Here is a 19404-nt window from a genome sequence, read left to right on the forward strand (position 1 = left end):
CATGCCTTTGCCACGCATGAGGAACGATCCCACTAAAGCCTCTCCGTCTGCGCTACCATGCTTGGCCGGACGCGGCAGCCTGCTGCGCGCAGGAGTCAGCATGTCTCACCCGTTTGAAACACTTACCCCCGATCTGGTGCTCGATGCCGTTGAAAGCATCGGCTTTCTCAGCGACGCCCGTGTCCTGGCACTCAACAGCTACGAAAACCGCGTGTATCAGGTCGGCATCGAAGATGGCGAACCGCTGATCGCCAAGTTCTACCGCCCACAACGCTGGACCAACGAAGCCATCCTCGAAGAACACCGCTTCACCTTCGAGCTGGCCGAATGCGAAGTCCCGGTGGTCGCACCGCTGATCCACAACGGCGAAAGCCTGTTCGAACACGCGGGTTTTCGCTTCACCCTGTTCCCCCGTCGCGGCGGCCGTGCGCCGGAGCCGGGCAATCTCGATCAGCTCTATCGTCTTGGCCAATTGCTCGGCCGCTTGCATGCCGTGGGCGCCACCCGCCCCTTCGAGCACCGCGAAGCACTGGGGGTGAAGAACTTTGGGCATGATTCGCTGACCACCCTGCTCGAGGGCAATTTCGTACCGCGCAGTTTGCTGCCGGCCTACGAATCAGTGGCTCGCGACCTGCTCAAGCGTGTGGAGGAGGTCTACCAGGACACCCCGCACCAGACCATCCGCATGCACGGCGACTGCCACCCCGGCAACATGATGTGTCGCGATGAGATGTTCCACATCGTCGACCTCGACGACTGCCGCATGGGCCCTGCCGTCCAGGACCTGTGGATGATGCTCGCCGGTGATCGCCAGGAGTGCCTCGGCCAACTGTCGGAGCTGATGGACGGCTACAGTGAATTCCACGACTTCGACCCGCGCGAACTGGCGCTGATCGAACCCCTGCGCGCCCTGCGCCTGATGCACTACAGCGCCTGGCTGGCCCGGCGTTGGGATGACCCGGCGTTCCCCCGCAGCTTCCCGTGGTTCGGTACGGAGCGTTACTGGGGCGACCAGGTGCTGGCGTTGCGTGAACAGCTGGCGGCGCTGAATGAAGAGCCGTTGAAATTGTTCTGATTCACCCTGAACGCCTGTGGGAGCGCCGCCCGGCTCGCTCCCACTGGCGTTCACAATTGCCCAACCCATTTGGGCAGGACACAGCCTGACAAATCTCCTTACAATCACCACTTTGTTAGCTGCCTAAGCAAGGACTTTGCATGCAAGCCGCCAACCCGCGTCGCGGGTACATCTTGGGCCTGAGCGCCTACATCATCTGGGGATTGTTCCCGCTCTACTTCAAAGCCATCGCCGCCGTGCCCGCCGTGGAGATCATTATCCATCGCGTGCTCTGGTCGGCACTGTTCGGCGCTTTGCTGTTGATGGTCTGGAAACACCCCGGCTGGTGGCGTGAACTGCGGGAAAACCCGCGCCGCCTGGCGGTCCTGGCCCTGAGCGGCACACTTATCGCGGCCAACTGGCTGACCTACGTCTGGTCGGTGAACAACGGGCGCATGCTCGAAGCCAGTCTCGGTTACTACATCAACCCGCTGGTCAACGTGCTGCTGGGCATGTTGATCCTGGGCGAACGCCTGCGACGCATGCAGTGGATTGCCGTCGGGCTCGCAGCGGCCGGGGTCGCGCAGCAAGTCTGGCAAGTCGGTAGCCTGCCGTGGGTATCGCTGGCGCTGGCACTGACCTTCGGCTTTTACGGGCTGATCCGCAAACAGGCGCCAGTCAAGGCCTTGCCGGGCCTGGTGGTGGAAACCTGGATGCTGGTACCGATTGCGCTGGCCTGGCTGCTCTTCAACCCGACCGCCAGCAGCGCCCAGGCCGAGTTCTGGACCACCTCCGAAGCCTGGTGGCTGGTGGCCGCAGGTCCGGTCACGCTGGTGCCGCTGGTCTGCTTCAACGCCGCCGCACGGCACCTGCCCTACACCACCCTGGGCTTCCTGCAGTACCTGGCACCGACCCTGGTGCTGCTGCAAGCCGTGTTGCTGTTCGGTGAACACCTGTCGTCCAGCACCCTGGTGGCTTTCATGTTCATCTGGGCCGGCCTGGCGGTGTACAGCGTCGACGCCTGGGTGAGTTTGCGCCGCCGCAGCTGATCAAAAAACGTACAAACCCTTGCAGGCCACAGCCGGCGTGGCCTGCAAGCATCCTTCCCAAGGTTATCCACAACGTGATCCCCGCCGTTTGTGCACAAGCCCTTGAAACTGCTGCTTTTTTGAGCAATTACCGAAGAGTCGCGGCCCGCCTGGGCCAGCGGGCGATCTCTACAGGTTATCCACAGGCGGGTGCAGGTTTTACCTGAATAACTTCGACGCGTTACGTTTCGCTGCGCAATACCAACTCCACCATCAGGTCATCGGCAAGGGTTTCCAGCCGCGACTGCAGCACGTCCAGGGACAGGGTCAACGGCACCGCAAGGATCGCTTCAGCGTGAAACAACGGTTCGCTGCTCATCGGCGCCGGCCGCACTTCGGTGACCAGGCGCTCCAGACTGACCCCCTGTTCACTGAGCAAGCGGGTGATATCACGCACGATCCCCGGCCGGTCATTGCCCACCAGTTCCATGGCGATCGGCTTCCAGGTGCAGGACTGTTCGATACTGCTCTCGGCAATCAGCACCCGGATCCCTTGTGCCGACAACCCTTGCAGGGCGTCCACCAACTCGTCATAGGCCTCGGCTGGCACGCCCACCCGCAGGATCCCGGCAAACTGCCCGGCCATCCGCGACATGCGACTCTCCAGCCAGTTGCCGCCATGCTCGGCGATGCACTGGGCAATGCGCTCGACCTGGCCGGGCTTGTCTGGAGCGAAAACGGTAAGTACGAGGTGGTCCATGGCGCAGCCCTCTTGTCATGACTTTTGTTCTGGAAGACCAAGTATAGGCAAGGGTTAATCAGTACCTTGGGCCGATCCGAAATCAGTGCATCGGCTACCGGTTCCAGTGGCGAGCAGACCATCATTGACGAGCCTGCAAACGACAAATTGTGTACAAGTTTTTAGATTTATCTGGAACAACCTAATGGTTTTTTGAGAACATCCAGTTCCCCGACGTGACTGCAATGCGTCACGGGGTCGCAGAACGACGTAATTAGTCTGATTTTCACAACCGCAATTCATCATGTAGTATGCCGCAGCGCGCACTACATAACGTTGGATCGATGTCCGCCGCAGGCAAGCTCGCAACCCTGAAAGCCCCGTCAGCAAGGCCCCAAGCCGTTGATTGGTCCCACCCAGCCGCCAGCGATGGCATGTACTGGTGGAGGGGTTTGTGGTTTAAATGGCCAGAGGCTTCATTGTCAAATTGAAGAGCTGAAAAGCGAAATAGCTGAGCAGAGTGAGGCAAGCAATGACTGAACACGTTCAAGTCGGTGGCCTGCAGGTCGCCAAAGTCCTGTTCGACTTCGTGAACAACGAAGCCATTCCCGGTACCGGCCTCACCGCCGATAAGTTCTGGGCCGGTGCCGACAAGGTCATTCACGACCTGGCTCCGAAGAACAAAGCCCTACTCGCCAAACGCGACGACTTCCAGGCGCGTATCGATGCCTGGCACCAGTCTCGTGCGGGTGTTGCGCATGACGCGCAAGCCTACAAAGCCTTCCTGCAAGACATCGGTTATCTGCTGCCAGAAGCGGCCGATTTCCAGGCCACGACGCAAAACGTCGATGACGAAATCGCCCGCATGGCCGGCCCGCAACTGGTGGTGCCGGTGATGAACGCCCGCTTCGCCCTCAACGCTTCGAACGCCCGCTGGGGTTCGCTGTACGACGCGCTCTACGGCACCGATGCCATCAGCGAAGCAGATGGCGCGCAAAAAGGCAAAGGCTACAACAAGGTTCGCGGCGACAAGGTCATCGCGTTCGCCCGTGCCTTCCTCGACGAAGCGGCGCCATTGGCGGCCGGCTCCCACGTCGATTCCACCGGCTACAAGATTGTTGACGGCAAGCTGGTGGTCTCCCTTAAGGGCGGCAGCAACAGCGGCCTGCGCAATGACGCGCAACTGATCGGCTTCCAGGGTGATGCGGCAGCTCCGATCGCGATCCTGTTGAAACACAACGGCCTGCATTTCGAAATCCAGATTGACGCCAACACCCCGGTCGGCCAGACCGATGCCGCCAGCGTCAAAGACATCCTGATGGAAGCAGCGCTAACCACCATCATGGACTGCGAAGACTCCGTCGCCGCCGTCGATGCCGATGACAAGGTCGTGATCTACCGCAACTGGTTGGGCCTGATGAAGGGCGACCTGTCGGAAGAAGTCGCCAAGGGTGGCCAGACCTTTACCCGCACCATGAACCCTGACCGCAGCTACACCACCGTCAACGGCGATGAAGTGACCCTGCACGGTCGCTCGTTGTTGTTCGTGCGCAACGTCGGTCACCTGATGACCATCGACGCGATCCTCGACAAAGACGGCAACGAAGTGCCGGAAGGCATCCTCGATGGCCTGGTCACTTGCCTGGCAGCGATGCACAACCTGAACGGCAATACCACGCGCAAAAACACCCGCACCGGCTCCATCTATATCGTGAAGCCGAAGATGCATGGCCCGGAAGAAGCGGCGTTCACCAACGAGCTGTTCGGTCGCATCGAAGACGTGTTGGGCCTGCCGCGCAACACTCTCAAAGTCGGGATCATGGACGAGGAGCGTCGTACCACGATCAACCTCAAGGCCTGCATCAAGGCGGCGAGCGAGCGTGTCGTGTTCATCAACACCGGCTTCCTCGACCGCACGGGCGATGAAATCCACACCTCCATGGAAGCCGGCCCGATGGTGCGCAAGGCCGACATGAAGGCTGAGAAATGGATCGAAGCCTATGAGAACTGGAACGTCGATATCGGTCTGAGCACCGGCCTGCAAGGTCGCGCGCAAATCGGTAAAGGCATGTGGGCCATGCCTGACCTGATGGCCGCCATGCTCGAGCAGAAACTCGCTCACCCACTGGCTGGCGCCAACACCGCCTGGGTGCCATCGCCGACCGCGGCCGCACTGCATGCACTGCATTACCACAAGGTTGACGTGTTCGCCCGTCAGGCCGAACTGGCCAAGCGCGCTCGGGCCTCGGTGGACGACATCCTGACCATCCCGCTGGCGGTAAACCCGCAGTGGACCGCCGAACAGATCAAGAACGAACTGGACAACAATGCCCAGGGCATTCTCGGTTACGTGGTGCGCTGGATCGACCAGGGCGTAGGTTGCTCGAAAGTGCCGGACATCAATGACGTCGGCCTGATGGAAGACCGTGCGACGCTGCGTATCTCCAGCCAGCACATCGCCAACTGGCTGCGCCATGGCATCGTGACCCAGAATCAGGTCATGGAAAGCCTCCAGCGCATGGCGCCGGTGGTTGACCGCCAGAACGCCAGCGACCCGCTGTATCGCCCGCTGGCACCGGACTTGGACAGCAATATTGCCTTCCAGGCGGCCGTCGAACTGGTGATCGAAGGGACTAAACAGCCAAACGGCTACACCGAGCCGGTCCTGCACCGTCGCCGCCGCGAGTTCAAGGCCGCCAATGGCCTTTGAGTAAGCACCCGCGTCGGACATGAAAAAGCCCTGATCGACAGATCAGGGCTTTTTCGTTTGCAGACCAGCTACGTAATCATTGGCCACAAGGCCCACACTAAGACTCCACTCCCAACTCATGCCGAACCACCGCCAACAACTGTTTGGCGTCGATCGGCTTGAGCAGAAAGTCCACCACACTCAAATGCATGGCGGCGATTGCGTCCTTCACATCCGCGTCACCGGAAACGATGATGACCGGCAATGCTACCCCCACTGACCCGCGAACCCGTCGAATCAGCTCCAGACCATCGATTTTCCCCATTCGCAAGTCGGTAATCATCAGACCGATCGAGGGAGTCGCCTGTAACAGTTCAAGCGCCGCTTCACCACTGCCCGCTGTCATACAACGAATGCCGCCCTGGGTAAAAATTTCCGCAAGCAGTTCTCGCGCATCCTTGTCGTCATCGACAATGAGTACCGGCGCTGAGGGCAAACTCGGCTCAAGCATGATGGCACTCAGCGCTTCACGCTCGGCATCGCTCAAAATATCGTGGTCGGACATAGGTCTCTCTACATAATCAGATCATTCCCCTAGCACCATGGTCGGACATCGCTAAGCAGAGCTCGAATGTGCGCTTCGTCGGGTAACTTCCCACGCCACTAGCACACGGTTTACGCACTTATAGCTTAGGGTATTTACACAACAACGCCTCGTGCGTTGCCCCCTAGACTTACGTCCAATGGGCACTCGGCGCGCGGGGGCCGACCATGGCTGACACTCCGACAACAACAAATCGAAAAAGTCTGCCGTCATGGTTATGAATAAAACGGACGCCTTCACTGAAGCCGGGAAGACGGCGGTGTTGCAGAACATCCAGGGCACCTTGCAGTTCCTGCAGCGGTTCCCGCCGTTCAATCAAATGGAATACGCACACTTGGCCTACCTGGTGGAGCAGTGCCAACTGCGCTTCTACGGCCCGGGTGACAGCATTATCAAGCCCGCCGATGGCCCGATCGAGCACTTTTACATCGTCAAACAGGGCCGCGTGGTGGGCGAACGCCCGCACACGGCCAAGGGCGGCACCGAAACCACCTTCGAGATCACCACCGGCGAATGTTTCCCCCTTGCCGCACTGCTCGGTGAGCGCGCAACCCGTACCGAACACCTGGCCGCCGAAGACACTTTCTGCCTGCAACTGAACAAACCGGCCTTCATCAAACTGTTCGCCCTGTCCGGCACCTTCCGTGACTTCGCCCTGCGCGGAGTCAGCAGCCTGCTGGACCAGGTCAACCAGCAAGTCCAGCAAAAAGCCGTGGAAACCCTCGGCACCCAGTACTCGCTCAACACTCGCCTCGGCGAACTGGCCATGCGTCACCCGGTGACTTGCGGCCCGACCACCCCGCTGCGGGTCGCCGTGACGCTCATGCACGAGCAACAGGTCGGCAGCATCGTGGTGGTCGATGAGCAGAAAGCCCCGCTGGGAATCTTCACCTTGCGCGATTTGCGGCATGTGGTGGCCGACGGTATCCGTGACTTTGACCACCCCATTGAACAGCACATGACCCACGCGCCGTTCTACCTGACACCGGACCACAGCGCCTTTGACGCCGCCATCGCCATGACCGAGCGACATATCGCCCACGTCTGTCTGGTCAAGGATCAACGGCTGTGCGGCGTGGTGTCCGAGCGTGACCTGTTTTCCCTGCAACGCGTGGACCTGGTGCATCTGGCGCGCACCATCCGCAATGCGCCACGGGTGGAGCACCTGGTGGCCATGCGCGGCGAAATTGGCCAACTGGTCGAGCGCATGCTCGCCCACGGTGCGTCCTCGAGCCAAATCACCCACATCATCACCCTGCTCAACGATCACACCGTGTGCCGGGTCATCGAACTGACACTGGCCGACAAGGGCGACCCTGGCATCCCGTTCAGCTGGCTGTGTTTCGGTAGCGAAGGCCGCCGCGAGCAGACCCTGCACACCGATCAGGACAACGGCCTGCTGTTCGAAGCCCGCGACGCGGCCCATGCCGCCGAGATCCGCGGCAAGCTGCTGCCCATCGCCCAGCAGGTCAACCAGAGCCTGGCGCTGTGCGGCTTTACCCTGTGCAAGGGCAACATCATGGCCGGCAACCCTGAGCTGTGCTTGTCCCGTGCCGAGTGGGCACGGCGTTTCGCGGCGTTCATTCGCGAAGCAACGCCGGAAAACCTGCTGGGCTCGAGCATCTACTTCGACCTGCGCGTGGTCTGGGGCAACGAACAAAGCGGCGAGCAATTGCGCCGCGGGATTCTCGATCAGGTCGCCGACAACCGGTTGTTTCAGCGCATGATGGCCGAAAACGCCTTGCGCCAGCGTCCGCCGGTGGGACGTTTGCGCGAGTTCGTGCTGGCGAAGAAAAACGGCGAAAAGGCCACCCTCGACCTCAAGGTTCAGGGCCTGACCCCCTTTGTCGACGGCGCCCGCCTGCTAGCCCTGGCGAACGGCATTGAAACCAGCAATACCCAGGAACGCTTCCGCCAACTGGTGGCCAAGGAAGTCATCGATCCGCTGGACGGCGCCGCCTATGAGGAGGCCTACCACTTCATCCAGCAAACCCGCATGCAGCAACATCAACGACAGACCCGCGAGAACCTGCCCTATTCCAACCGGGTCGATCCGGACAGCCTGAATCACCTGGACCGGCGCATCCTGCGTGAATCCCTGCGCCAGGCCCAGCGCCTGCAAACCAGCCTGAGCCTGAGGTACCAGCTATGAGCCTGTTCTCCTGGCTGCGCCCTGCCGGCCCGACGCTGTCCGCCGAACAGCAACGACAGCTGGAGCAGTTGCCCGACGCCCCGATACTCCACGACTGCAGCCTGCGTGAGCAACGCTGGGTAGTGGTGGACCTGGAAACCACCGGGTTGAACCTGAACAAAGATGTGGTGCTGTCGATCGGTGCCGTGGTCATCGAGGACGGCGCGATCGATTTCAGCCAGCAGTTCGAGCGCACCTTGCAGCGCAACGACCACAAGCTCGGGCCCAGTGTGTTGCTGCACGGCCTGGGGCCGAGTGCGATTGCCGCGGGCTGCGACCCGCGGGAGGCCTTGCTGGATTTCATGGCGTTCGTCGGCGACAGCCCGCTGCTGGCGTTCCACGCACCGTTCGATCAGCACATGCTCGGCCGCGCCCTGAAGGACAGCCTGGGCTACCGCTTGCAGCATCCGTTCCTGGATGTGGCCGACATGGCCCCCTTGCTCTGCCCGCAAGCGCACATCCGCGAAGCCGGGCTGGATGACTGGATCGACTGGTTCAAGCTGCAAATCTTCGAGCGCCACAACGCCAGCGCCGATGCCATGGCCACCGCCGAACTGGCGTTGATCCTGTTCAGCCGGGCACGGGCCCAGGAGATTCACAGCCCGCTGAATCTGCAACAGCGCTTGAGCCAGTGGAAACGCCGGCAGCAGCGCCAATCGTTTTAGGTGAACCTCGATCGCACATTAGGGGCGCTTTGCACCCCAGCGGGAGCAAGCGCCCTCGCGACGGAACATGCACACTCACCGAGGTTACCCGACCAACGCCAATTGCGCCGGGCCTTGGCCTCTGACACAATCGCGAATAATTCTCGTTAGTTTAAACGTTTATTCGGTGAAGCCCCTTGTCGTCAGTCCAAAGCCCTCACAGTGAGCTCGTTGGTGCGTTGTATCGCGACCATCGTGGCTGGCTATTGGCCTGGCTACGGCGCAGTGTCGCCTGTCCATCGAAGGCCGAAGACCTGAGCCAGGACACCTTTGTCCGCCTGCTCGGTCGTGAAGAGCTCAAGGAACCCCGTGAACCCCGGGCGTTTCTGGTGGCCATCGCCAAAGGCCTGTTGTTCGACCATTTCCGCCGTGCCGCGCTGGAACAGGCCTACCTCACCGAATTGATGCTGATTCCCGAAGCCGAACAACCCTCCGTGGAAGAACAGCAACTGATCCTCGACGACCTCAAGGCCATCGACCACCTGCTCGGCAAGCTCTCGAGCAAAGCCCGCGCCGCCTTCCTCTATAACCGCCTCGACGGGCTTGGCCATGCCGACATCGCCGAGCGCCTGGGGGTGTCCGTTCCACGGGTCCGGCAATACCTGGCCCAAGGCATTCGCCAGTGCTATGTGGCACTGTACGGCGAACCGGTATGAACCCGGTCAACTCAAGGCCGGTCTCGGCGCGGGTACTCGACGCTGCCATTGCCTGGCAACTGTCCCTCGACGCCGGTAGCGGCAGTCCGGTGGAGCGCGAAGCGTTCGCCAGATGGCATGCGGCCGATGAAGAACACGCCCGCGCCTGGCAGCAACTGGGCATGCTCGATCAACGCTTCAGCGTCGCCAGCGGTCCGGCCCGCGCTGCCCTGATGCAGTCGCGGGACAGCATTCGACGTCGGGTACGCAAGCTGGGCAGCGGCGTGGCCAGCGTGATGCTGGTGATTGGCCTGAGCCTGTTTGCCGGCGAACGGTACCTGCCCATCGGCTATTGGCTGGCCGACCAGCGCACCGCCACGGGCGAGCAGCGCACCCTGCGCCTGGCCGATGGCACGGTGATCAACCTCAACACCCACAGTGCGCTGGACGTGCGCTTCGATGAGCAACAACGACGAATCGTCCTGCAGGACGGCGAGATCCTCATCGAAACCGGCCATAACGACGCCCGCCCGTTCATCGTCGAAACCCGCGATGGGCAAATGCGCGCGCTCGGCACGCGGTTCCTGGTCAAGCGCGAGGAAGAAGGCACACGCTTGAGCGTGCTGAAATCCGCGGTGGCGGCACGAGCGGACGCCAGCCCCGAGGAGAAAATCCTCCAGGAAGGCCAGCAAGTGCTGATGCGCCGCGATGGCCTGGGCCCGCTAACGGCACTCAACGCCGGGGCTGACGCCTGGACCCGGGGCATGCTGGTGGTCGACAACGCGCGCCTGGAAGACCTGGTCCGCGAACTCGGCCGCTACCGTCCCGGCCACCTCGGCGTCGCCTCGGAGGTCGCCGACCTGCGCATCACCGGCAGCTTCCCGCTGCACAACACCGACCTGGCATTGACCGCCCTGCTGCCAACCCTGCCGGTACAGATCGAGCAGCACACCGCGTGGTGGGTGACGGTAGTGGCAAAGGCCGATACCCAACCCTGAGCCAATCCCCATTCACTGTGGCCAATTTCCTCCTTGTGGCGAGGGAGCTTGCTCCCGCTCGGTTGCGAAGCGACCGTAAACCGGCTCTGCGCTTATCTGGCGGGCCAGGGTGACCTGCACAGGGGCCGCTGAGCGGCCCAGCGGGAGCAAGCTCCCTCGCCACAGGGTGCAAGCCTTCACCCTTGATGTGTAGCTCGGCATTACGTGAATCTAAATTATTTTCATCCAGCCCTATCACTTTTCCAATCTCATCCGGCTCATAGGCAATTGAGAAATATTTCCATTCAGGAGCCGCCGTATGCCCCGTTCGCTAGACACCTTGTTGCGCCCCGGCCTGTTGGCCATGGCGATTGCCTTCTGCGTGCCGTTGACCAGCACTGTGCTGGTCGCCGCCGAACAGGTGTCCAGCGTTCGCGCCTACAACCTGCCAGCCGCGCCATTGGCCAGCACCCTGAACCAGATCGCCAGCCAGGCCGGCCTGGCCCTGAGCCTGAACCCGTCGCTGGCCGCCGGTAAAACCTCGTCGCCGGTCAACGGCCAGTTCGACGCCACCGGCGCCCTGAACCAGGCCCTGCGTGGCACCGGCCTGCAACTGGAACAAAGCAGCGCCGGGACCTACAGCCTGGTGGCCGTGCCCGAGGGCGTGCTGGCCCTGCCGGAAACCGCTGTGATTGGTGTCGGAGACAGCGAAAGCGCCTGGGGGCCGGCCGCCGGTTTCGTGGCCACTCGCACCGCAGCCGGGACCAAGACCGATACCGCCATCGTCGAAGTCCCCCGCTCGATGAGCGTGATCACCCGCGAGCAACTGGATGATCGCCAGGTGCTCAACCTCAATGACGCCCTGCGTTACACCGCCGGCGTACAGAGCAGCGGCTACGGCTCCGACTCCCGTGCCGACTGGCTGCGCGTGCGCGGCTTCGACCCGAGCCAGTTCCTCGACGGCCTGCCGCTGCCCAAGGGCTCGTTCGCCAACCCGAAAATCGAACCCTGGAACCTGGAGCGCATCACCGTGCTGCGCGGCCCGGCCTCTTCGGTCTACGGTCAAACCCCGCCAGGCGGCATGCTCGACATGGTCAGCCGTCGTCCGCAGGTCGAAAGCGCCCACCAGATCGAAGCCCAGACCGGCAGTAACGAACACAAACAGATCAACTTCGACAGCACCGGCAAGGTCGATGACGAAGGCCAGTTTCTCTACCGCGTCAGCGGTGTCGTGCGTGACAGCAACTCGCCGATCGACCATATCCCGGACAAGCGCTACAACATCGCGCCGAGCCTGACCTGGAACATCAATGACGACACCAGCCTGACCTTCCTTTCCCAGTACACCCGCGACGATACGGGCATCACCGGCCAGTTCCTGCCGCTGCAGGGCACCAAGCTCGGCTCGCCGGCCGGGGATATTTCCCATCACAAAAACCTTGGCGAGCCGGACTGGGACTTCTACGACCGCACCTACTACGCCCTGGGCTATGCCCTCGAACACCGCATGAACGACGTCTGGCAATTCCGTCAGAATCTGCGCTACACCAAGAGCGACCTGGAATTCCAGGCAGTGAACGTCGCCACCATGAACACCGTCGACGAGGAAGGCAACGTCAACCGCGAGTCGGGCATCGTCAACGAGGACATCAGCCAGTTCGCGGTCGACAACAACTTCCAGGCCGACTTCAGCACCGGTGCCATCGGCCACACCCTGTTGTTGGGCCTGGATCACCAGCGCTCCAACACCAACTACCAGTGGCTGTACGGCATGGGCGTACCGCCGATCAACGTCAACAACCCGATCTACGGCGGCGACATGTCCAATGTCACCTACTTCGCCATGCAAGACTACAACCAGAAGACCCAGCAGACGGGCGTCTACATCCAGGACCAGATGGCCCTGGATAACTGGCGCCTGACCCTCGGCGGTCGTGAAGACTGGGTCCACACCGGCACCACCTTCTATAACAACAACAATGTCACCAACACCCAGCGCGACAAGGCCTTCACCAGCAACATTGGCCTGAGCTATGTGTTCGACAATGGCGTGACCCCTTACGTCTCCTACACCGAGTCGTTCCAGCCGAGCATCGGCGCCGCCGTCTCCGCCACCGAGTCGTTCGAGCCGACCGAAGGCCGCCAGTACGAACTCGGGGTCAAGTTCCAGCCGGTGGGCAGCAAGACCCTGCTGACCGCCGCGGTCTACGACCTGCGCCAGGAAAACGTGAGCGTGACCGAAGGCAGCATCACCCGCCAGGTCGGCGAACTGCAGGTTCGCGGCCTTGAGCTGGAAGCCACTTCAGAAGTCACCGACAACCTCAAGGTCATCGGCTCCTACACTTACACCGACACCGAAATCCGCAAGGGCCTGGAAGCCGAAGTCGGCAACCGGATGGCGCTGATCCCGGAAAACCAGGCCACGCTGTGGGCCGACTACACCTGGCACGCCGGTGCGCTCGACGGTTTCGGCGTCGGTGCCGGGGTACGCTACGTCGGCGACACCTATGGCAACACCACCAACACCGATGTGGCCCATGTCAGTTCCTACACCATCTATGACGCCTCGGTGCATTACGACCTCGGCCGCCTGGATAACACCCTGAAAGGGGTCACAGTCGCCGTCGAAGCCAAGAACCTGTTCGACAAGGACTACCTGGCCAACTGTGATGGCTACTGGTGCTACTACGGCGACGAACGCAACGTCGTGGCCAGCGTCAACTACAAGTTCTGAGCCGCACACCGTGATTGAAGGGCCACCCGTCCGGTGGCCCTTCTGGCATTTGGATGACCGATGAAAAGCAAAACCATCCGCCGCTGGTCCTTTATCCACACCTGGACCAGCCTGATCTGTACCGCATTCCTGCTGATGCTGGCCCTGACCGGCCTGCCGCTGATCTTTCATCACGAGATCGATCACCTGCTGGGCGATGCCCCCGAACTCAAGCAGATGCCGGTCGACACCCCGCACCTGGACCTGCAGCAGCTGGTACGTGCCGCCGAGGCCCACCGTCCCGGGGAGGTCATGCAGTACTTTGGCTGGGATGAGGAAGACCCCAACGGTGTGGTCGCCATCATGGCCAGGACCGCTGGCACTGAACCCAATTCGTCCCACACCTTCATGCTCGACGCCCGCACCGGCGAAGCCGTGGAAATGCCGTCGGCCAACGGCGGGCTGATGATGGTCATGCTGCGCCTGCATGTGGACATGTTCGCCGGGCTGCCGGGCAAGTTGCTGCTGGCGTTCATGGGCATTCTGTTCGTGATGGCGATTGTCTCTGGCACCGTGCTGTACCTGCCGTTCATGCGCCGCCTGGAGTTCGGCACCGTGCGCCACAACAAATCCACCCGCTTGCGTTGGCTCGACCTGCACAACCTGATTGGCGTCGTGACCCTGACCTGGGCGCTAGTGGTGGGCGTCACCGGCGTCATCAGCGCCTGCGCCGACCTGATCATCGCCGCCTGGCGCAACGACAGCCTTGGCGCAATGATCGAACCCTATCGCGGCGCCCCACCGCTGACCCAACTGGCACCCGCCAGCCGCCTGATCGACATTGCCAAAGCAGCGGCACCAGACATGCAACCCGACTTCATCGCCTTCCCCGGCACGCGTTTCTCCAGCGAGCATCACTATGCGGTGTTCCTGAAAGGCAGCACCCACCTGACCTCGCACCTGCTGACCCCGGTATTGATCGACGCCAGCACCCTGCAAGTCACTGCTATCGGTGAACGACCGTGGTACATGGACGCCATGGGCATGTCTTCACCCCTGCATTTCGGTGACTACGGCGGCATGCCGATGAAAATCCTCTGGGCCGTGCTGGACGTACTGACCATCATTGTCCTCATCAGTGGCCTGTACCTGTGGCTGGTGCGGCGCAAAGCGGCAAAACCGGTGGCCGTTGAAGCGGAGGTCGCGGCATGAGACCGAGGCAGTCGAACTTCTGGAAAGTCTTCGCCACGCCAACCGTCATCGCCCTGCTCAGCGCGGCGGGGTTGTTCTCAGCGCTGCTGGGGGACGACATCTGGGACGGCTTGAGCTGGATCGGCTTGGGCGTGCCGGCCGTTTTGGGACTGCGGGGGTTGTTGCAACGCCGGTGAAAGGCGCGGTGTGTCAATGGACATCGGTGTGGCGAGCGAGCTTGCTCGCGCTGGGCTGCGTGCAGCCCCAAATCAGGTCGCCGAGCTTTATCTGAATGCCTGAAAATCGCTTCGCTTCCCAAGCGCGAGCACCCTCGCTCGCCAGCCACGCCGGAACTCACTAGGCTAAGCCCTTGCTCCCCGATGATCGCCGAGGAATGCCCATGTCCGCCCCCAGCATGACCCTGTTCCACAACCCTGCCTCACCCTACGTGCGCAAAGTGATGGTGCTGTTGCACGAAACCGGTCAACTGGACCGCGTGGCCCTGCAACACAGCCAGCTCAGCCCGGTCAGCCCCGACGCCGCGTTGAACCAGGACAACCCGCTGGGCAAGATCCCGGCACTGCGCCTGGCCGACGGCAATGTGCTGTACGACAGCCGGGTGATCCTCGACTACCTTGACCAGCAACACGTCGGCAACCCGCTGATCCCTCGTGAAGGCAGCGCCCGCTGGCGGCGCCTGACCCTGGCCGCACTGGCCGACGGCATCATGGACGCCTCGGTGACGATCCGTTACGAACTGGCCTTACGCGCCCCGGAAAAACACTGGGACCAGTGGCTCGACGCCCAACGCGACAAAATCCGCCGCGCCCTCGCGGTGCTGGAAGCCGACGCCATCGCCGAACTGACCAGCCACTTCGACATCGCCGCCATCAGCGTAGCCTGCGCCCTGAGTTACCTGGACCTGCGTCACCCCGATTTGAACTGGCGTGACGCCCATCCGCAACTCAGCGCCTGGTATGCGCAGGTCAGCCAACGGCCGTCGATGCTGGCGACTGTGCCGAAGGTGTGAAGCCGGCAAGGTCCAGTACCTAGCAGTTCTGCTAGTAGGCAACTTCTGAAAAAACTCCGATGCTGAAGGTCCGGCTTTTTGGACCCTGCACGGAGCTCAGTCGATGCCATCCTCATCTCGCCTAACCGAGTTGTGTCGCTACCACTACGACCCGCTGGACCGCCAGGCCGGTTGCACCCTCACGCTATTGCAGCCGGCCACCCTCCAGCGCTTTTACTGCAAAAGCCGCTTGGCCACTGAAATCCACGGCACAGTCCGGACCCGTCTTTTCCAGCACGATGATCAGCTGTTGGCGCAACATCGGCACCAAAACGACAAGGTCGATACCACACTCCTGGCGACCGATCAGCAGCGCTCGGTATTGAGTGCGCTCGACACAACCCGCCCCCATCCCCTCGCCTATACCCCCTACGGCCATCGCCCGGCAGAAAACGGCCTGCTCAGCCTGCTCGGTTTCAACGGCGAACGGCCAGACCCGATCACCGGGTGCTATCACTTGGGTAATGGCTACCGTCAGTTCAACCCGGTGTTGATGCGGTTTAACAGCCCGGACAGTTGGAGTCCGTTTGGCCAGGGTGGGTTGAATGCCTATGCGTACTGTGAAGGGGAGCCGGTGCTTGGGAGCGATCCAACGGGACACTTTAAACTTTTTAAAGTCATTAGAAGCTTTGGGAAGGGTATTGGAAATCGCCTTGGCCTGAGAACACCAAGCAACACCAAAAGCTCGACCTCCGTTTTCACAAAAACAGCAGGCGCTACGCGCCGTTCATCGGACACTCCAGCACAGCTTCCGCCCAACCCGAACATCGCTAGCTCACAAACATTAACAAGCATGAGCCCCGCAAACAGTGAAGCTAACACTCCTAACCTGGTTCGAAAACTCAATAAACTAAAGGGAACTCCTGCCCACTCCACTTCATTATCCACCCGGGCACACGGCACTCCAAATAACTCAACTAATCATCCAGCACCTTCTGCATTTACCAACTCAGCAGAACACTCAACTTACGCTGAACTACTCCAGCAAGAGAACGCAATAAGTGCATGGGCAAAAGAAGGTGCCGAAGGAGATCGGATGCTGAGCATAATAAAACAAGAAAAAAATCGCAGATTCCCTCAGTACTTTGGAGAACCACCTATAAGTAACCGAGAAATCCGTAAGGGTGAACCGGGATTTGATTAGCCGGCTTAGAGCACTCAGTGACATTCGAACTGGCGATGGTCTATCCACGCTGCGCACCTATATTTCAAACTGCAGAGAGCTCAGTCGATGCCCACTTCCCCATACAAAACCGTACTGTGCCACTATCACTACGACCCACTGGACCGCCAGGCCGGTTGCACCCTCACGCTATTGCAGCCGGCCACCCTCCAGCGCTTTTACTGCAAAAGCCGCTTGGCCACTGAAATACAGGGCGCAGTCGGGACCCATCTGTTCCAGCACGATGATCAATTGTTGGCGCAACATCGGCACCAAAACGACAAGGTCGATACCACCCTGCTGGCGACCGATCAGCAGCGCTCGATATTGAGCGCACTCGACACGACCCGCCCCCATCCCCTCGCCTATACCCCCTACGGCCATCGCCCGGCAGAAAGCGGCCTGCTCAGCCTGCTCGGTTTCAACGGCGAACGACCAGACCCGGTGACCGGGCATTATCATTTGGGCAATGGCTATCGGCAGTTCAATCCGGTGTTGATGCGGTTTAACAGCCCGGACAGTTGGAGTCCGTTTGGGAAAGGCGGGTTGAATGCTTACGCCTATTGCGAAGGAGACCCAAGGAATCAAGTAGATCCCACCGGGCACTCACTCCATGGGATTTTAAGTTTGTTTAGATCAAGAAATTCGCCAGCAAGAGTCATGACAACACCAGCAATCAGCCAAGAAATAATAAATACCGCTTCCGATATCGCAAACATGAAACGAGGAATGACTTATAAAGGCCAGGTCTTAGGCTATCAACTTGGTGAAAGATCATCAAATATAAAACTGGACAACATGAGCATCAAAGACATCAACCTCCACGCCCACGTAATCGAAACCGCCAACACCAAACTAATTAACGAAAGAACCTTGCTACTCGGAAAAATACCAGACTCCCCAGAAAAACAACGCGCAATTGATTATTTCACTGGCACCATACAATATCCCACGGTGACAAATACTTCGAGCGCCAGAGGGCAAGCAGTATTAAACCTACACTCACAAGCAATGTATTTCAGCCGCCACAAAGACGATCTAAAAATACTCAACAACATCCACTCCAATCCAACACTGACCAGCCAAAGCGCCGTTATACGGCAACTTACATGGAGCCCATCCACTAACAACTAAATCTCCACACTCAATATGACTCAAGATGAACAGGCTGGCGATCTTGATCGCCAGCTCTCTCCCTGCCTCCCGATCCTCCCGCAACCCTAACGACCTACTCACCTCCCACCTCCACCTTGCCCATCTTCCCCTGCCCCATCCCATACCAATCCAGCCTACGCGTCAGCACCATAAACACCCCCAACAACCCAAACAGCAGTAACGAGCCCATCAACAACGCGTAATCCTCGGCACTCAACAATCCGTAAAGCAGCCCATACAACGCCGCCAACCCCGCCGAAAAACTCAAGCCATGCACCGCACTGCGCAATACGTGGCAAACATAAAAGCCGATCAGCAACACACAAGCACTGGCCGACAACAGATACGCCAGGGCAAAACCGATGTGCTCGGACAGCGACAACAGCAGCAGGTAGAAGAACGCCAGCGCCACGCCGACCAAGGCGTATTGCACCGGGTGCACGGCCAGGCTTTTCAGCACTTCGAAGAGGAAGAACCCGGCGAAGGTCAGCACGATGAACAGCAGGGCGTATTTGATCGCCCGCTCGCTCTTGAGGTACTGGTCCACCGGGTCGATGAAGCTCACGCCGAAGCTGCGGCTTTTGAACTCTTCGCAACTGTCACGGACAACGCAGGTGCTCAGCGCTTCTTCCAGGTTGGTGGAGAAGAACGAGGTCTGCCAGTTGGCCTTGAAGCCTTCAGCGCTGATCGCTCGTTGGGCCGGCAGGTAGTTGCCGATAAAGCTGGGGTGGGGCCAGTTGGCGGACACCGTCACGTTGCTGGTCCTGCCCACCGGGGTGATCTGCAACTGGCCGGTGCCCTGCAAGCGCAGGTCGAACGCGAAGGTCAGTTCATTGGCTTTGCGAACGTCCAGTGGCGCCAGCGTGACATGCACCCCCTCCCCCAGCCATTCCTCTTGGGTGCCCGGTACGAAGTCCAGGCGCTGGCCATCGAGTTCCAGTTGCAAGGCGTTTTCGATGCCGCGGATATCACTGATGCCCACGGCCAGATAGGGCGAATCAAACGTGTAGTCGGCAAAGTCTTCCTCGATCCCCAGGCGCTCCGGAATCGAAAAGTGCCCGCTGATGCGGTTATCCGCATGGAACAACCGCGCCTCGTAGATGCCACGGGCACGCAGTTCGGTCTGCACCTGCCCCTCAAGTTCGAAACGCTCCGGCAGGAAATACAGGCGCCCGCGCTCCAGGCTGGTTTCCTGATAACGCGCGTTGGTTTTTTCGTTGCGTTTCCAGGTACGCACCACCTTGCGGTACGGCACCACCATCAGCGGCCCGCTCAACTGCTGGCTGTAGCTGGAGCTGCGGGCGATGTCTTCGAGGACGCCGTCGCGCAGTTGCTGGCGGTCGTAAATCATGCCGCTGATCATCAATAACGGAATCAGCAACAACAGAATCAATAGGGCAATCGCCCCGAGTTTCAAGGCCAGGCTGCGGTTCATGGGGTCTCTCCCTGTTCGAATGAGGGAAAGTCTGAGGGGGCGCTGTGGGGGTTTTATG

The 19404-nt window shown here is 60.6% G+C and carries 16 protein-coding genes; 13 read left to right on the forward strand and 3 right to left on the reverse strand.

Annotated features, from left to right (window positions below):
- Nucleotides 1–100: 100 nt before the first annotated feature.
- Together CKW07_RS22885 and rarD are read left to right on the forward strand one after the other, a co-directional pair.
- The gene (locus CKW07_RS22885) at nucleotides 101–1075 is read left to right on the forward strand and encodes a serine/threonine protein kinase (protein WP_095147173.1); all 975 of its coding nucleotides are present in this window, start codon (nucleotides 101–103) and stop codon (nucleotides 1073–1075) included.
- Between the two features lie 140 nt (nucleotides 1076–1215).
- A complete protein-coding gene (gene rarD / locus CKW07_RS22890) occupies nucleotides 1216–2103 on the forward strand; it encodes an EamA family transporter RarD (protein ID WP_095147174.1) in 888 nt (295 codons plus the stop codon).
- Nucleotides 2104–2323: 220 nt separating this feature from the next.
- Here the strand turns inward: rarD and CKW07_RS22895 are convergent, their stop codons facing one another.
- Nucleotides 2324–2842 (reverse strand): glycine cleavage system protein R, encoded by a 519-nt coding sequence (locus tag CKW07_RS22895; protein WP_095147175.1) that lies wholly within the window; start codon nucleotides 2840–2842, stop codon nucleotides 2324–2326.
- A gap of 511 nt (nucleotides 2843–3353) precedes the next feature.
- On the opposite strand from CKW07_RS22895, the gene CKW07_RS22900 reads away from it, so the two are divergent.
- Complete coding sequence (locus tag CKW07_RS22900; RefSeq protein ID WP_095147176.1) at nucleotides 3354–5531, forward strand: malate synthase G; 2178 nt, start codon at nucleotides 3354–3356, stop codon at nucleotides 5529–5531.
- A 97-nt stretch (nucleotides 5532–5628) separates the two neighbouring features.
- Here the strand turns inward: CKW07_RS22900 and CKW07_RS22905 are convergent, their stop codons facing one another.
- Entirely contained in the window at nucleotides 5629–6075 is a 447-nt protein-coding gene (locus CKW07_RS22905) for a response regulator (protein ID WP_095147177.1), read from the reverse strand.
- Nucleotides 6076–6325: 250 nt separating this feature from the next.
- Here CKW07_RS22905 and CKW07_RS22910 point away from each other — a divergent pair, with 250 nt between their 5' ends.
- The 10 genes from CKW07_RS22910 to CKW07_RS22955 all read left to right on the forward strand — a co-directional run bounded on the left by CKW07_RS22910 (nucleotide 6326) and on the right by CKW07_RS22955 (nucleotide 17890).
- Nucleotides 6326–8266, forward strand: a complete 1941-nt coding sequence (locus CKW07_RS22910) for a DUF294 nucleotidyltransferase-like domain-containing protein (RefSeq protein WP_095147178.1) — start codon at nucleotides 6326–6328, stop codon at nucleotides 8264–8266.
- Entirely contained in the window at nucleotides 8263–8970 is a 708-nt protein-coding gene (locus CKW07_RS22915) for a PolC-type DNA polymerase III (RefSeq protein ID WP_095147179.1), read from the forward strand. Before CKW07_RS22910 ends, CKW07_RS22915 begins: the two co-directional genes overlap by 4 nt.
- Nucleotides 8971–9146: 176 nt before the next feature.
- On the forward strand, nucleotides 9147–9665 hold the full coding sequence (locus CKW07_RS22920) for an RNA polymerase sigma factor (RefSeq protein ID WP_095147180.1): 519 nt from the start codon (nucleotides 9147–9149) through the stop codon (nucleotides 9663–9665).
- Nucleotides 9662–10642, forward strand: coding sequence for a FecR domain-containing protein (locus CKW07_RS22925; protein ID WP_095147181.1), 981 nt, complete (start codon nucleotides 9662–9664; stop codon nucleotides 10640–10642). Before CKW07_RS22920 ends, CKW07_RS22925 begins: the two co-directional genes overlap by 4 nt.
- 298 nt (nucleotides 10643–10940) lie before the next feature.
- Entirely contained in the window at nucleotides 10941–13355 is a 2415-nt protein-coding gene (locus CKW07_RS22930; protein WP_095147182.1) for a TonB-dependent siderophore receptor, read from the forward strand.
- Between the two features lie 60 nt (nucleotides 13356–13415).
- On the forward strand, nucleotides 13416–14546 hold the full coding sequence (locus CKW07_RS22935) for a PepSY domain-containing protein (protein ID WP_095147183.1): 1131 nt from the start codon (nucleotides 13416–13418) through the stop codon (nucleotides 14544–14546).
- Nucleotides 14543–14722, forward strand: coding sequence for a hypothetical protein (locus tag CKW07_RS22940; RefSeq protein ID WP_095081362.1), 180 nt, complete (start codon nucleotides 14543–14545; stop codon nucleotides 14720–14722). The genes CKW07_RS22935 and CKW07_RS22940 overlap by 4 nt, the downstream gene beginning before the upstream one ends.
- A gap of 203 nt (nucleotides 14723–14925) precedes the next feature.
- Entirely contained in the window at nucleotides 14926–15555 is a 630-nt protein-coding gene (locus CKW07_RS22945; protein WP_095147184.1) for a glutathione S-transferase, read from the forward strand.
- A gap of 103 nt (nucleotides 15556–15658) precedes the next feature.
- The gene (locus CKW07_RS22950; RefSeq protein ID WP_095147185.1) at nucleotides 15659–16738 is read left to right on the forward strand and encodes an RHS repeat-associated core domain-containing protein; all 1080 of its coding nucleotides are present in this window, start codon (nucleotides 15659–15661) and stop codon (nucleotides 16736–16738) included.
- An 87-nt stretch (nucleotides 16739–16825) separates the two neighbouring features.
- Nucleotides 16826–17890 (forward strand): RHS repeat-associated core domain-containing protein, encoded by a 1065-nt coding sequence (locus CKW07_RS22955; protein ID WP_095147186.1) that lies wholly within the window; start codon nucleotides 16826–16828, stop codon nucleotides 17888–17890.
- 94 nt (nucleotides 17891–17984) lie between these two features.
- On the opposite strand, the gene creD is transcribed toward CKW07_RS22955, so the two are convergent.
- Nucleotides 17985–19346 carry a cell envelope integrity protein CreD gene (gene creD, locus CKW07_RS22960; RefSeq protein ID WP_095147187.1) on the reverse strand — a complete coding sequence of 454 codons (1362 nt, stop codon included), beginning with the start codon at nucleotides 19344–19346 and terminating at the stop codon, nucleotides 17985–17987.
- Nucleotides 19347–19404: the final 58 nt, after the last annotated feature.

The sequence above is a fragment of the Pseudomonas sp. Irchel s3b6 genome (genome assembly GCF_900187415.1).
In the GTDB taxonomy this organism is placed as follows: domain Bacteria; phylum Pseudomonadota; class Gammaproteobacteria; order Pseudomonadales; family Pseudomonadaceae; genus Aquipseudomonas.

What these genes read in the sequence shown, in the direction of transcription:
- CKW07_RS22885 (WP_095147173.1), top strand. Translation starts at nt 101, where the DNA reads ATGTCTCACCCGTTTGAAACACTTACCCCCGATCTGGTGCTCGATGCC.
- CKW07_RS22950 (WP_095147185.1), top strand. Translation starts at nt 15,659, where the DNA reads ATGCCATCCTCATCTCGCCTAACCGAGTTGTGTCGCTACCACTACGAC.
- CKW07_RS22900 (WP_095147176.1), top strand. Translation starts at nt 3,354, where the DNA reads ATGACTGAACACGTTCAAGTCGGTGGCCTGCAGGTCGCCAAAGTCCTG.
- CKW07_RS22905 (WP_095147177.1), bottom strand. Translation starts at nt 6,075, where the DNA reads ATGTCCGACCACGATATTTTGAGCGATGCCGAGCGTGAAGCGCTGAGT.
- CKW07_RS22895 (WP_095147175.1), bottom strand. Translation starts at nt 2,842, where the DNA reads ATGGACCACCTCGTACTTACCGTTTTCGCTCCAGACAAGCCCGGCCAG.
- CKW07_RS22940 (WP_095081362.1), top strand. Translation starts at nt 14,543, where the DNA reads ATGAGACCGAGGCAGTCGAACTTCTGGAAAGTCTTCGCCACGCCAACC.
- CKW07_RS22930 (WP_095147182.1), top strand. Translation starts at nt 10,941, where the DNA reads ATGCCCCGTTCGCTAGACACCTTGTTGCGCCCCGGCCTGTTGGCCATG.
- CKW07_RS22925 (WP_095147181.1), top strand. Translation starts at nt 9,662, where the DNA reads ATGAACCCGGTCAACTCAAGGCCGGTCTCGGCGCGGGTACTCGACGCT.
- CKW07_RS22945 (WP_095147184.1), top strand. Translation starts at nt 14,926, where the DNA reads ATGTCCGCCCCCAGCATGACCCTGTTCCACAACCCTGCCTCACCCTAC.
- CKW07_RS22935 (WP_095147183.1), top strand. Translation starts at nt 13,416, where the DNA reads ATGAAAAGCAAAACCATCCGCCGCTGGTCCTTTATCCACACCTGGACC.
- rarD (WP_095147174.1), top strand. Translation starts at nt 1,216, where the DNA reads ATGCAAGCCGCCAACCCGCGTCGCGGGTACATCTTGGGCCTGAGCGCC.
- CKW07_RS22915 (WP_095147179.1), top strand. Translation starts at nt 8,263, where the DNA reads ATGAGCCTGTTCTCCTGGCTGCGCCCTGCCGGCCCGACGCTGTCCGCC.
- creD (WP_095147187.1), bottom strand. Translation starts at nt 19,346, where the DNA reads ATGAACCGCAGCCTGGCCTTGAAACTCGGGGCGATTGCCCTATTGATT.
- CKW07_RS22955 (WP_095147186.1), top strand. Translation starts at nt 16,826, where the DNA reads ATGCCCACTTCCCCATACAAAACCGTACTGTGCCACTATCACTACGAC.
- CKW07_RS22910 (WP_095147178.1), top strand. Translation starts at nt 6,326, where the DNA reads ATGGTTATGAATAAAACGGACGCCTTCACTGAAGCCGGGAAGACGGCG.